Genomic DNA, 12,805 nt, shown 5'->3' with positions numbered 1-12,805 from the left:
ATCTCGTGCTCACCGTGCCGCACCGCGTGGCCATGCAGGCGGCGTCGATGCTGCCGCTGGTGGCGATGGAACTGCCGGTCGAATTCCCATCCTACGAGGTCTCGCTGATCTGGCACGAACGCTGCCATCGCGACACCGAGCACAGCTGGATGCGCACCGAGATCGCGGCTGCCACCATGGCCGTGGTGCATCCGGCCGGCGAACCGGGAACCGCCGCCGCCTGACCCGGTTTCTGCCGTTCATCTTAGAACAAAAGCCGCTGCCGGTCCTCCGGCAGCGGCTTTCTTCTGTTCCGGGGATCGGCGCCGCCCGGACGGACGGCGCCGATCCTCCTATTCCGCGGCCACCTGTTCGGCTGGGGTGCCGAAGTCGTAGACGAACTGCTGGTCGGCGACATCAAGGCGGATCGGCCCGATCGACCGGCCCTCCAGCTGTTCCGTGAACACATGCCGGCTCATGGTCGGCAACACCGTGTGGGTCAGCAGCGCGTCGACCACTCGGCCGCCGGCGTCCGACAGCTTGGCCCGTTCGATGATCAGCCCGACCACCGCGTCGCTGTAGCTGAACGGCACGCCATGCGACCGCATCAGCCGGTCGGTGATCCGCTGCAGCCGCAGCCGGATGATGCCGTCCAGCATCGGCTCGGTCAGCGGGTAGTAGGGCACCGGGATCATGCGGCCGAGCAGGGCCGGCGGGAACACCTCCAGCAGCGGCTTGCGGATGGCCTTTTCCAGCGTCTCCGCGTCGGGGCGCGGCCCGTCGGCGCGGCACAGCCTGGTGATCTCCTCCGACCCGACATTCGAGGTCATCAGGATCAGCGTGTTCTTGAAGTCGATGCGCCGGCCCTCGCCATCCTCCATCACGCCCTTGTCGAACACCTGGAAGAAGATCTCGTGGACGTCGGGATACGCCTTCTCGATCTCGTCGAGCAGGATGATGGCGTGCGGCCGCCGCCGCACCGCCTCGGTCAGACGGCCGCCCTGGCCGAAGCCGACATAGCCGGGCGGGGCGCCCTTGAGGCCGGAGACCGAATGCGCCTCCTGGAACTCGCTCATGTTGATGGTGACCAGGCTGTTCACGCCGCCCTGCAGCTGTTCGGCCAGGGCGATGGCGGTCTCGGTCTTGCCGACGCCGGACGGGCCGCACAGCAGGAAGACGCCGATCGGCTTGTCCGGGTCATCCAGGCCAGCGCGGCTGGTCTGCACCCGGCGGGCGATGGCCTCCATCGCGTGATCCTGGCCGATCACCCGGCGGCCGAGGCTGTCCGACAGCGTCAGCAGCGTCGCGGCCTCGCTCTTCAGCAGGCGGCCGACCGGGATGCCGGTCCAGTCCTGGACGATGGCGGCGACCGCGGCGCGGTCGACCCGTTCCGGCACCAGCGGCGTCTCGCCGCTCAAATCCAGCCGCTGCCGCTCCAGCTCGCGCAGGGCGCCCGGCTCCACCGGCGCCGCCACGATGTCGCGGCCTTCCTCAGCCGCAGCCGCGGCGGCGGCGGATGCCCGCAGCTCCGCACGCGTCGCCCGGATCTTGTCGACCAGCGCGCCCTCGGCCTGCCAGCGCGCCTCGATCGCCTCCAGCGCCTGGCGTCCTTCGGCCAGGCCGGTTTCGACCGCGCTGCGGCGTTCGCCGACATTCTCGCCATCGGCCGCCTGGCGGCCGAGGACTTCGAGTTCGAGCTCCAGGCCAGCGATGGTGTGGCGCTGGTGCTCGACGCTGCTGGGCGGGGCATGGCGGCCGACGGCGACGCGGGCGCAGGCGGTGTCCAGCAGGCTCAGCGACTTGTCCGGCAGCTGGCGCGCCGGGATGTAGCGATGTGACAGCGTCACGGCCGCCGCCACGGCGTCGTCGGTGATCTCGACGCCATGATGGCGCTCCAGCACGCCGGCCATGCGGCGCATCATGGCGATCGCCTGCGCCTCGTCCGGCTCGTTCACCGGGATCGGCTGGAACCGGCGGGTCAGGGCCGGGTCCTTCTCGATGTAGCGCTTGTATTCGCTCCAGGTCGTCGCCGCGATGGTCCGCAGCGTGCCGCGGGCCAGGGCCGGCTTCAGCAGGTTGGCGGCATCGCCCGTGCCCTCCTGGCCGCCGGCGCCGATCAGGGCATGCGCCTCGTCGATGAACAGCACGATCGGCTGCTCATGGGTCTGGACCTCCTCGATCACCTGGCGCAGCCGCTCCTCGAACTCGCCTTTGACGCCGGCGCCGGCCTGCAGCAGGCCGAGGTCGAGGGCGTGCAGCGCGACCTGGCGCAGGGCCGGGGGGACCTCGCCGGCGACGATGCGGCAGGCCAGCCCTTCGACGACGGCGGTCTTGCCGACCCCCGCCTCGCCGGTGAGGATCGGGTTGTTCTGGCGCCGCCGCAGCAGGACGTCGATGATCTGGCGGATCTCGGCGTCGCGGCCGATCACCGGATCGATCTCGCCGGCACGTGCCCGGGCGGTCAGGTCGATGGCATAGCGGGCGAGGGCGCCGCCGCTGGGGCGCCCGGATGACTGGGCCGCGGCCGCCTCCGGTGCGGCGCCGGTCCCGGCGATCGGCGTGTCGGTGTGTCCGCCTCCGGCGAATCCGCCGTGATCGCCGCGAAGGACGCGTTCAGGGTCTCGCTGCCGAGCTTGGCGAATTCGGCCGAGGTCGCGGTCAGCGCGTTGCGCAGGCTGCGGTTGGACAGGCAGCCGAGCAGCAGATGGCCCGACCGGATCCGGCCGCTGCCGAAGCCCAGCGTGGCGACGATCCAGGCTTCCTGCGCCGCCTCTTCCAGATGCGGCGAGAAGTCGGAGATGGCGGTGGCGCCGCGCGGCAGCCGGTCGAGCGCCCGGGTCACGTCGCGGGCGAGGTTCGCGGCGTCGACGCCGGATGCCCGCAGCAGGCGCAGCATGTCGGAATCGGGCGCGTCGAGCAGCTGGTAGATCCAGTGCACCAGCTCGACATAGGCGTGCCCGCGCAGCTTGCAGAAGGCAGTCGCGTTTTCGAGGGCGCCGTAGGAAAAGGCGTTGAGTTTGCCGAACAGCGTCCGGCGGCTGATGTTGGTCATGGGAAGCTCCCTTCCGCGGCCCCGCCGGCCGGTGGCGACTGGCCGGTGGTGTCCGGCTCGGTCGATGCAGTCTTGATGAGATCGCGCGCGTCGACGCCGCGGCGCCGTTTGCCGAGCCAGCCGGTCCAGCCGAGTTTGCCGCTTTTGCCGAGCCGCACGGCCGGCACCTCGTCATGGCGCAGGATCAGGTTGAGCTCGAATTCCAGTTCGTCGCCGACGTAGTTGCGGACGATCGGCACCAGCTTCGCCAGGCTTTCGCCGCCGGGCAGCAGCCGCTCGTAGGAGGCCAGGCGCAGCGGGCCGATGACGATGCGGAACCGATGGTGATAGACCTTGATCCGGGCGCCGGCGGTCAGCGTGCTGCCGAGCGTCCCGGTGTTCGGATCCCGCCCCAGCAGGCACAGCGACTCCGGTGGCAGCTGGACCCAGTGGGGCACGAATTCCTGGATCTCGACCGGCGCTTCGAAAAAGCTGCCGAGGATCGCCTGCAGCCCTTCCGGGTTGCGGGTGTGCGAGGCGAGGCGCCCGGTGAAGTGCTGCTTGGCGAGATCCGGCATCCGGTCCCGGTTGCGCAGGGACGCCATGCCGAGCCCGGCCAGCGCCGCGAGCTGGGTGCCGAACCGGTCTTCTTCCGGCCGGTCGTGGCTGACCGTCGGTTCGCTCTCCGCCCAGGCCCGGAAGAACAGCGACGCCATGCGGTGATGGAACATGTCGGCGAAGCGGGCGAAGGTCTCGTCGCCGACATTGAGCATGCGGGAATGCGCATACTCCGTGAGGTGCAGCGGCAGCGGGCCGTTCGGCCCGAACAGTCCGAACAGATAGGCTTCGATCCTGGCCGGGCGCCCCGTATCCGCCGCATCGTCGTCGCCGAGCCCGGCCACGCCGGCGATCGGGCGCGGCGCAAAGACCAGTGACGGCGGCTGGCCGAGCCGGACCCCATCCTGCGCCGGATGGGCCGACTGCCCCAGCCGCGGCTGGTCGGGGTTGGCGGCGTCGACGCGGCGGAGCGCCTGGAAGAAGTCGAAATCATGGGGCCGCTCGGCGATCGCCTTGAGCAGCGGGCGCAGGGCGGCAGTCATGCCAGCGGCCGCCGGCCCGGCGACATCGGCCATCGCATCACCGCCCCACGCTGCTGCGTCGACAGGGTGGTCTCGGTGAAGCTGTTGATCGAGACGTATTTGGCGAAGAACCGGCTCAGTATGGCGGCGAGCGGGAAGCAGCCGACACCTTCGAACGCACTCTCGTCGAACAGCAGCCCGACCTCGATGCCGCGGGCAACGGCCGCCTGGCCACCCCCCGGCAGCCGCCGCACGACCGGGCGTGATGTCACGCTGCGGACCCCGTCGACCTGGCGGGCGATGGCGGGTTCGCCCATGTCGGCATAGAGGTGCAGCAACTCGCGCAAGGCGTCGGCGCCCTCGCGATCCTCTTCGGTGCTGTCGGTGATCGAGAGATAGTTGAGTGACAGGTGGCTGACCAGCTTCCAGGCAATTTCGCCCTCGGCGACCGAGGGGTGGGGGCGGCTCGGGCCGGCAATGCAGTGGACGGAGGAGACGGGAGCGCCGATCTCGAGGGTGAAATCGGTCTCGCTCCGGCCGATCGGCATCAGCAGTGGCAGGTCGCGGTTCGAGCAAAGGCAGCGCACCTGCAGCTGGCGCAGTTCCAGGGAATACGGCGCCGCGTTGCGGTCGACCAGCGACAGGAAGACCTCGCTGCCGACATAGCCCGTGCGCGTGCCCTGCTGGCGCTGCCGCGCCGATAGCAGGCGCCGCTCGCGCCGCACTGTGTAGTAGGACCCCTGGTCCTGTGGCCGCAGCTGGTCGGAGATGCTGTAGAACGGCCGGAAATCGATGGTGCCGCGCGTCTCGTCACCTTCGCCCTTCACATCGAGGACGGTGTGCAGTTCGAGGTCGAGGGGGCGGACCCGGTCGATGACGACATGGTGTTCGTATTGCCGTTCGCTCAGATGGATGCGGTCGGCATTCCGTTCGAACAGGTTGATGATCGGCGTCGCGAACAGCGCGATGTTGGCCGGCCCCAGGGACCGCTCCAGCCGCGGCTCGATGCGGCGCAGCAGGAACAGCAGCTCGATCTCGTTGGTGGTCGATTGCGCCACGGCATCGGCCAGGCCGCCGATCTCGACGAACAATGCCCGCTCCGGCAGGGCGAAGTATTCCTGCAGCAGGCGATAGCCGTCGAACGAGCGCGGCACGGCGGGCAGAAGCGCCTGCGCCGGGTCGAGCCCGTGGTGCTTCAGGGCAGGGCGTTCGATCACCTCCTGCCAGGGCAGGGGGCGGGTGACTGGGCGCGCCACCATCGTGACGGTGTCGGCCAGCAGCTGTTCCGCCAGGGCGGCCCCCATGCCGCCCGCGCCCGTCAGATGAACCACCAGGCTGCGCAGCGACAGCTTGTTGAGCGGCATGCCGTTGGTGGTGGTCAGGCGCAGCCGGAGGACGGCCTTGGTCGCACGCCGTTCGGGCAGCCGCAGCGCCGAAATCTGGCTTGGCGCGGAATAATAGTCGAAGGACGCCACGCGGATGGGCCAGAGATGCACGTCATGCGCAGTGCGAAACTGGCAATGCGTCGTCGTCCCGGCGGGCAACCCACTCAGCAGGGTCGTGCCGCGCGGCACCACATAGCCCTTCTCGAGCCTGCCGGCCTCGCCGTCCGGCTCGAACCGCGCGATCGCCATCGACGGCACCGGGGCCAGGAAATGCGGGTAGACGAGTTCGAGCAGATGCTGGGTGAAATCGGAGAAGCGGGACTGCAGCTTGAGCTGCACCCGGGCCGCCAGGAAGGCGAAGCCTTCAAGCAGCCGTTCGACATTGGGGTCCGCGACCTCGCCGGCCTGCAGTCCCAGCCGGTTGGCGATCTTGGGGAAGGCCTGGGCGAACTCCGTCCCCATCTCGCGCATATAAGCGAGTTCGTCATTGTAGAGCCGCAGCAGGCGGGGATCCATCAGCTGCCCTCGCCGCGCATCTCGACCACGCGGACGGTGCCGGTGATCTCGCCGGCCTCGGTCCGCATCAGCATGCGCAGCGGCAGCGGATTCGCCCAGAGATCGGACTCGATCCTGAACTGGAACGTGCCGTCCCGCTTGTCCTCGATCACCGTCACCTCGAGCGTGTCAGGCAGCAGGCGCGGCTCGAACCGCCGCAGGCTCAGCAGGATCTCTTGGCGCAGGGCGCTGGGGTCGAGGCCGCCGACCTCACGCCCGGTGCGCGAGCGCACGCCGTAATTCAGCGTGCTCATCGCCACCTCCGGATAGGGTGCGAGGTCGACGGTGGTCGAGAGCTGGCTCGTGTTCAGGAGCCAGGACAGGTCGCGCAGGATGGCTTCACGCAGCCGAGCCAGGGAAAATGTCCGTGAGGTATCTCCCTCCACCTGTACGTCCGGGCTGTCGTCCGTCAGGCGGTCGAGCAGGGCCGGTTGGATACGGTCCTGCGCGCCGGCTCGGCTTGCGTTCATCGCCGGATCCCGATCAGCCCGTGACCAGGATGGCCGCGAGCGCGCCGGCGATGCCGGTGGTCAGATCGGAGGTGTTGGAGATCTGGTTCCAGCTGCCGAGACCCGCCGGCGTGATCTTGCCGGTCGCCGACTGCTGGCCGTAGGAGATCGAGCACGAGCCGAACTTGAAGGTGACGTTTTCTTCCGGCGCCGGATCGGCGTAGCTCCACTCCACCTTCTCGACCGCGAGCTGGTTGAACGTCCAGCAGACGTAGAGGTTCGCCTTGGCGTTGGTGAAGTTGCCGCCGGCCTTGAAGATCTTGACGGTCACGCCCTGGAAATGGGCGCCGGAGCCGCAGGCGACCAGCAGGTTGGCCGAAGCGGTGTCGACCTGCTTCTTGATCGTGAACGCCTCGAATTCAGCCTTGCCGGCGCCGGCGCCGCTGGTGTGCTGGGTGATGTTGAGCTTGTTCTCGAGCGAGAAGCTCCATTCGTCGGTCAGGGCGATACCGTCCTGGACGATCTTCGATTCACCTTTGATGATGATGCCGGTGATCGACGGGGTCGGGAAATTCATTACGGCGTCGAATGCCATTTGCTTTCTCCTGTCAGGTTAGGGAGGTGTGAGTACGGCGGCGTCAGGCGGCGCGCGCCGAAGGCAGGCGGGAGACCAGCCGCAGGGACACGGTCAGGCCCTCGAGCTGGTAGTGCGGCCGGAGGAAGAACCGGGCGGTGTAGTAGCCCGGGTTGTCGGCCACTTCCTCGACCGTGACCTCGGCGGCGCTGAGTGGCATGCGCGCCTTGTCTTCTTCCGTCGCAGTCGCGATCGAGGGATGGACGTAGCGGTTGATCCAGCTGTTGAGCCACTGCTCGACCTCGGACCGCTCCTTGAAGCTGCCGATCTTGTCGCGGACGATGCATTTCAGGAAATGCGCGAAGCGGCAGGTGGCGAAGATGTACGGCAGCCGGGCGCTGAGCTCGGCATTGGCCGAGGCATCCGGATCCTCGTAGGCGACCGGCTTGTTCAGGGTCTGGGCGCCCATGAACACCGCCATGTCGGTGTTCTTGCGATGCAGCAGCGGCAGGAACCCGTTCTTCGACAGCTCGGCCTCACGCCGGTCGCTGATCGCGATCTCGGTCGGGCATTTCAGGTCGACGCCGCCGTCATCGCTGGGGAAGGTGTGGGCCGGCAGATCTTCGACCAGGCCGCCGGATTCGACGCCGCGGATGCGCGACAGCCAGCCATAATGCTTGAACGAGCGGGTGATGTTCACGCCCATTGCGTAGGCGGCGTTGCACCAGAGGTAGTTGCTGGCGTTGGTGCCGTCGGCCTCTTCCTCGAAGTCGAAGGCCTCGACCGGGTCGGTCTTCGCGCCATAGGGCAGGCGGCCCAGGGTGCGGGGCATGGTCAGCGAGATGTACCGCGAATCTTCGCTGTCCCGAAGCGACCGCCAGGCGGCGTATTCCGGGGTCTGGAAGATCTTGGTGATGTCGCGCGGGTTGGCCAGCTCCTGCCAGGATTCCATCCGCAGCAGATAGGGCGAGGCGGCGGCGATGAAGGGCGCGTGCGCGGCCGCCGCAATCCGGCCGAGCGAGCTCAGCAGCTCGATGTCGGGCGGGCTATGGTCGAAGTAGTAGTCACCGATCAGGCAGCCATAGGGCTCGCCGCCGATCTGGCCGTATTCCTCTTCGTAGATCTTCTTGAACAGCGGGCTCTGGTCCCAGGCGATGCCCTTGTACTTGCGCAGGGTCCGGCTGAGTTCCTTCTTGGAGATCGGAAGCACCCGGATCTTCAAGGTCTCGTCAGTCTCGGTGTTGTAGACCAGATGATTCAGGCCCCGCCACGCCGACTCCAGGGCCTGGAAGTCCTCGTGGTGGATGATCTGGTTGAGCTGACTCGTCAGCTTCTGGTCGATCGAGGCGATGATGGCCTGAATCGTCGACACGACATCGCCTTCGAGCAGCGAGGTGTCCTGCAGGGCCTGTTCCGCCAGGGTCCTGACCGCCTGGTCGACCGCTTCGCGCGCCTGGTCGGTTCGCGGCTTGAATTCGCGCTGCAGCAGGGCCGAGAAATCGTTGGGGGCAAGCTCGGTAACGGGGGCGGACGCGGTGGCGCCTGCCTGGGCCGCCGGGGTGGGCGTCAGGGCCATAATCAGTCTTCCTCGCTCTCGGTATTGGTGCCCGCTGTGACGTCGTTGCCACCTGCGAGGGGTTTCGGCGCGGGGCTGGCCCCCAGGGCTTTCAGCAGCGTCGGATCGGTCAGCAGCTTCTGGACCAGTTCCTCTGCGCCGGCCTTGCCGTCCATGTAGGTCAGCAGGTTCGCCAGCTGGGTGCGCGCCTCGAGCAGCCGGTTCAGGCTGTCGACCTTGCGGGCCACCGCAGCCGGCGAGAAATCGTCCATGGTCTCGAAGGTGATGTCGATCGGCAGTTCGCCTTCGCCCGTCAGGGTGTTGGGAACCCGGAAGGCAGCCCGCGGCTGCAGCGCCCGGAGACGAGCATCGAAGTTGTCGATGTCGATCTCCATCATCTTGCGGTCGGCCAGGGCCGGCTGCTCCAGAGTCGACTTGCCCGTGAGGTCCGCCATGACCCCGACGACGAAGGGCAACTGCACCTTCTTCTCCGAGCCGTAGAGCTCGACGTCGTATTCGATCTGGACGCGCGGCGCGCGATTGCGCGCGATGAATTTCTGACTGCTCGCCTTTGCCATCGTGCTGGTCCTTGGTTGAGTTCTGAATGCCGCCGGGGTTTACGGGGTGCGCTGCTCGCCATCGGCCGTCAGGCCAGCCAGGGCGCGGAACTGGGCGGCCCCCTCCGGGGCCAGTTCCAGCAGCAACGCCATGAAATCTTTGGCCACCAGCCGCTTGGCCCGTTCGAGCAGCGGCGGGACCGGGCTGGACGGTTCGTTGGCCCGGTACCAGCGGCAAATGCGGTCGAGCATGCCGACAATGTCGTTGCGGTCCCGGATATCGTTTGAGAGGGAGATCGGCTTGGCGACGGCTTCGGCGCCAGGCGCGGCCTCCTCGATCGGCACCGGCTTGTGTTCTTCGACGACCGTCTGCATCTGACGCAGAATTTCGAGCAGCGGGTCGAAGCGCATCGCCTGCATCGTATCGACCTTGGCCCGGATGGCCGCGTCGATGCGCATGACGGCTGCGATGATCGCGGCGATCGCGACGCCGCGCTGGTCCAACGTCTCGGCCGGCGTATCGCGGAAGGCGCCCTCGATGGTGCCCACATCCGGCCCGGTCGATGTGTCCTCCCCGGCCGCGGCCAGCCGCTGTGCCTCCAGCCAGTCGCGTACCGAGAAGTTGCCGAACACGCGCGACTGGGTCAGTGGCGTCCGGCGCAGATCGCCGAGGAGGCCCTCGGGATCGCACCGATTGGCCAATACGTTGATGCGGACCGTCTGGTCGTCGCCGTCTTCCTCATCCGGGCGGGGGTGCAGCCCCGGCCAGAAGCTCTCGACATAGACGGCCAGGGCCTCGAGCCCGCGGCCGAAGCCGGGGAGGCCTTCGAGATGGAGGGCGGCCCGGGCCGCCAGCACGGCGATGCGCAGGTCCTTGGACTGGGTGCTCAGCTCGCCGGCGAGACGGTCCACCTCGACCCAGTTCGGCGGTTCGGCGGCGATGACCGAGGAGCCGAGCTCCTGGCCGGGCTTGCCGCGGGCCGCCATCTCGAGTTCGAGGAAGCTCAGATCGTAATCGAGCGCTTCGCCGCAAGGCTCCGCTTCGCTGATCGGCTTCAGATAGATGTCGGCATCCAGGATCGTCATACCCGTCACTTCAGGGGCCTGTTGCGCAGCCGGTAAATAAGGCTGCGACCGGACTGGCTTTCGATGCTCAACCCTATCCAGGCAGAGGGCCGTCTTCTCAATGCAGGATTGATATGTCCGCATGCAGACCAGCAATAGGCCGGCCATCGCGCCTTCGAATGACTTGATATCAACTACGCATGGCCGAAACGGACGCTCTTCCCGGCACGATATGGCTGCTTCGTTCGACGTGCTCCGGTTCCTGCCACAGCACGTCGACGCAGATGGAGAGCGTGCTTATGTCGTGGGACAACAAGGTGATCTGGTCGGAGGGGCTTTTCCTCAGGCCGCAGCACCTGCAGCAGAACGACCGCTATGTCGAGAAGCTGGTCCGCAGCCGGTCAGCCGGTCTGCGCGGTTACGGCTGGGGTCTTACCGAGCTGACGCTCAACCGCGAACTGCTCAGCCTCGGCAAGATCGCGATCTCCAGCGCCCGCGGCATCATGGAGGACGGCACCCCGTTCAGCATCCCCGATGATGCCGACCAGCCGACGCCGTTCGAGCCGCCGGGGCATCTGCGCGATTCCCTCATCCACCTGGCGGTCCCCGTCTACCAGCCGGGGGCGGTCGAAACCGACAGTCGGCCGGACGCCGACGTGGTGGTGCGCTACGCCATGGCGGACCAGGAACTGGTCGATACCAATGCCGGCGAGCGCGACGGCGCGTCGATCGAGGTGGGGCGGCTGCGCTTCCAGCTTCTTCCCGACGAGGCCGACCGGGCCGGCTTCACCTGCGTCCCGATCGCCCGGCTGATCGAAGTGCGGGCCGACCGGCAGGTCATGCTGGATGACGGCCATATCCCGCCGATGCTGGATTGCGCTGCGGCGCCCAACCTGGCCGACTACATCACCGAGATCCGGGGGCTGCTGCATCATCGCGGCGAGGCCCTGGCCGCCCGGGTGGGGCAGTCCGGCACGCGCGGCGTGGCCGAGATCGCCGATTTCCTGCTGCTCCAGGCGATCAATCGCTACGAACCGATGTTCGCCCATCTGAGCTCGGCCGCGACGGTGCACCCCGAGACCCTGTACGGCCACATGGCGCAGCTCTGCGGTGAACTCGCCACCTATGCCCGGGCCGACAAGCGGCCGCCGGCGATCGGCCCCTACCGGCACGAGGACTTGGCACTGACCTTCCGGCCGGTGATCCAGTCGATCCGCCAGTCGCTCAGCGCCGTTCTCGAACAGACGGCGGTGCCGATCCCGCTGCGCCAGCACAAATACGGGGTGCAGGTGGCCGAGGTGGTCGACCGCACGCTGTTCACGACCGCGACCTTTGTCTTGGCCGTGCGTGCGGATGTCGAGATCGAGCGGCTGCGGCGGGCCTTCCCGTCCCAGATCAAGATCGGCCCGGCCGACAAGATCAAGGAACTGGTCAACGTCGCCTTGCCGGGCATTGTCATCAACGCCCTGCCGGTCGCACCCCGCCAGATCCCGTTTCATGTCGGTGTCACCTATTTCGAGGTCGACCAGCAGAGCCCGTATTGGAAAGAGATGCGTCAGGGCGGTGGCGCTCTGGCCCTGCATGTCGCGGGTGACTTCCCCAACCTCGAGATGGCGCTCTGGGCCATCCGGGGGCAGTAGGCCGAACGGCCGGCTCCCTTATCCTCAACGACGCGGTTCCGACTCATGGCCCTTGTCCTGCGCATCGAGAGCTTGCAACCGGACGTTCCGCTGGCACTGCCGCGGGATGGCTGGGTTGAAGCCGATCACGACCTGAAGATCGGTCGCGCCGCGGATAACGACCTCGTTCTCGAGGATCCCGCGGGCACCATCTCCAAGCGTCACTGCACCATCAGCCGGGTCGACGAAGGCTATGTCCTGGTCGACCACAGCCGCAACGGCACCTTCCTCAACCGCGACACCCAGGCGATGGCGCGCGACGTGCCGGTGCCGCTGAAGCCGGGCGATGCCATCCAGGTCGGCTGCTTCAGCCTGGCCGTCATCGCGGCGGCGGTGCCGGGCGCCGGCAGCGCCATCGATCCCGACCCCGTCAGCGAGAACGGCGAGACCACGTCCCCGGCGGAGACCAGCTTCCTCGGCGCGGTTGCGCCGATGCCGTCGCCGAACGCCCATCTGGCCTATGTCGAGCCCGGCGGGCTGATGAGCCGGCGCGAAGAGCCGCTGGTCATCGAGGACGAAGATTACGGCCCGGTTTCGGCCGCCCATGACGACGACGACCCGCTAGCCGATCCGTCGCCGGACCGCCGCGGTGTCCGCGATTACGATCGCGGCGTCCGCGATCACGACGACGACGATCCGCTCCTCGGCCGCAGGCTCGATTCCGGCGAGCCGCCGCGATCCTTCTCGGATCACGTGGCGGTGCCGAACATGGTCTTCGTCCAGCCCAAGCTGCGCACGGAGCCGATTCCGGACGACTGGGACCTGATGTCGGAGATGGGCCACAGCCCGGCACGGCTTTCGTCGCAGCCTGTCGCGCCGGAGCTGTTCGAGGAGGTGGAGGCCGCACCGCCGCCTTCGCCCCCGCAGCCGCCCGTCGCGCCTGCCCAGGTCGCACCT

11 protein-coding genes and 1 pseudogene are annotated in these 12,805 nt (G+C 68.0%); 3 read left to right on the top strand and 9 right to left on the bottom strand.

The genetic code is table 11. From position 1 onward, the window contains the following. A pseudogene (locus AC3XYG_RS23045) lies at positions 1-224 on the top strand (hypothetical protein); the annotation flags it as partial. Positions 225-332: 108 nt separating this feature from the next. Here AC3XYG_RS23045 and tssH read toward each other — a convergent pair. From tssH to tssA, 9 genes are read right to left on the bottom strand one after another with little or no spacing between them, the layout of a single operon-like run. Beyond that, entirely contained in the window at positions 333-2,534 is a 2,202-nt protein-coding gene (gene tssH / locus AC3XYG_RS23040; protein ID WP_489142202.1) for a type VI secretion system ATPase TssH, read from the bottom strand. Continuing rightward, positions 2,441-3,031 (bottom strand): Clp protease N-terminal domain-containing protein, encoded by a 591-nt coding sequence (locus AC3XYG_RS23035; protein ID WP_489142201.1) that lies wholly within the window; start codon positions 3,029-3,031, stop codon positions 2,441-2,443. The genes tssH and AC3XYG_RS23035 overlap by 94 nt, the downstream gene beginning before the upstream one ends. Further along, positions 3,028-4,110, bottom strand: a complete 1,083-nt coding sequence (gene tssG, locus AC3XYG_RS23030; RefSeq protein ID WP_489142200.1) for a type VI secretion system baseplate subunit TssG — start codon at positions 4,108-4,110, stop codon at positions 3,028-3,030. Before tssG ends, AC3XYG_RS23035 begins: the two co-directional genes overlap by 4 nt. Next, complete coding sequence (gene tssF, locus AC3XYG_RS23025; RefSeq protein WP_489142199.1) at positions 4,107-5,990, bottom strand: type VI secretion system baseplate subunit TssF; 1,884 nt, start codon at positions 5,988-5,990, stop codon at positions 4,107-4,109. The genes tssG and tssF overlap by 4 nt, the downstream gene beginning before the upstream one ends. Then, entirely contained in the window at positions 5,990-6,499 is a 510-nt protein-coding gene (tssE, locus tag AC3XYG_RS23020; RefSeq protein WP_489142198.1) for a type VI secretion system baseplate subunit TssE, read from the bottom strand. Before tssE ends, tssF begins: the two co-directional genes overlap by 1 nt. A gap of 13 nt (positions 6,500-6,512) precedes the next feature. Next, on the bottom strand, positions 6,513-7,073 hold the full coding sequence (locus AC3XYG_RS23015; RefSeq protein ID WP_489142197.1) for a type VI secretion system tube protein Hcp: 561 nt from the start codon (positions 7,071-7,073) through the stop codon (positions 6,513-6,515). Between the two features lie 43 nt (positions 7,074-7,116). After that, positions 7,117-8,628 carry a type VI secretion system contractile sheath large subunit gene (gene tssC, locus AC3XYG_RS23010; RefSeq protein ID WP_489142196.1) on the bottom strand — a complete coding sequence of 504 codons (1,512 nt, stop codon included), beginning with the start codon at positions 8,626-8,628 and terminating at the stop codon, positions 7,117-7,119. Between the two features lie 2 nt (positions 8,629-8,630). Next, positions 8,631-9,185: a type VI secretion system contractile sheath small subunit gene (gene tssB, locus AC3XYG_RS23005; RefSeq protein WP_489142195.1), complete on the bottom strand. Its 555-nt coding sequence runs from the start codon at positions 9,183-9,185 to the stop codon at positions 8,631-8,633. 39 nt (positions 9,186-9,224) lie between these two features. After that, positions 9,225-10,250, bottom strand: a complete 1,026-nt coding sequence (gene tssA, locus AC3XYG_RS23000; protein WP_489142194.1) for a type VI secretion system protein TssA — start codon at positions 10,248-10,250, stop codon at positions 9,225-9,227. A gap of 278 nt (positions 10,251-10,528) precedes the next feature. Here tssA and tssK point away from each other — a divergent pair, with 278 nt between their 5' ends. After that, positions 10,529-11,869 carry a type VI secretion system baseplate subunit TssK gene (tssK, locus tag AC3XYG_RS22995; protein WP_489142193.1) on the top strand — a complete coding sequence of 447 codons (1,341 nt, stop codon included), beginning with the start codon at positions 10,529-10,531 and terminating at the stop codon, positions 11,867-11,869. A gap of 72 nt (positions 11,870-11,941) precedes the next feature. Beyond that, positions 11,942-12,805, top strand: an 864-nt coding sequence (locus AC3XYG_RS22990; protein WP_489142192.1) for an FHA domain-containing protein, incomplete at its 3' end; no start/stop codon positions are given.

The sequence above is a fragment of the Inquilinus sp. genome, assembly GCF_057815775.1.
Note: the sequence above shows the minus strand (reverse complement) of the source record. Positions and strands in the feature narration are given on the sequence as shown.

Coding starts and splice junctions, on each gene's coding strand:
- AC3XYG_RS23035 (WP_489142201.1), bottom strand. CDS start 3,031: ATGACCAACATCAGCCGCCGGACGCTGTTCGGCAAACTCAACGCCTTT.
- tssG (WP_489142200.1), bottom strand. CDS start 4,110: ATGACTGCCGCCCTGCGCCCGCTGCTCAAGGCGATCGCCGAGCGGCCC.
- tssF (WP_489142199.1), bottom strand. CDS start 5,990: ATGGATCCCCGCCTGCTGCGGCTCTACAATGACGAACTCGCTTATATG.
- tssE (WP_489142198.1), bottom strand. CDS start 6,499: ATGAACGCAAGCCGAGCCGGCGCGCAGGACCGTATCCAACCGGCCCTG.
- AC3XYG_RS23015 (WP_489142197.1), bottom strand. CDS start 7,073: ATGGCATTCGACGCCGTAATGAATTTCCCGACCCCGTCGATCACCGGC.
- tssC (WP_489142196.1), bottom strand. CDS start 8,628: ATGGCCCTGACGCCCACCCCGGCGGCCCAGGCAGGCGCCACCGCGTCC.
- tssB (WP_489142195.1), bottom strand. CDS start 9,185: ATGGCAAAGGCGAGCAGTCAGAAATTCATCGCGCGCAATCGCGCGCCG.
- tssA (WP_489142194.1), bottom strand. CDS start 10,250: ATGACGATCCTGGATGCCGACATCTATCTGAAGCCGATCAGCGAAGCG.
- tssK (WP_489142193.1), top strand. CDS start 10,529: ATGTCGTGGGACAACAAGGTGATCTGGTCGGAGGGGCTTTTCCTCAGG.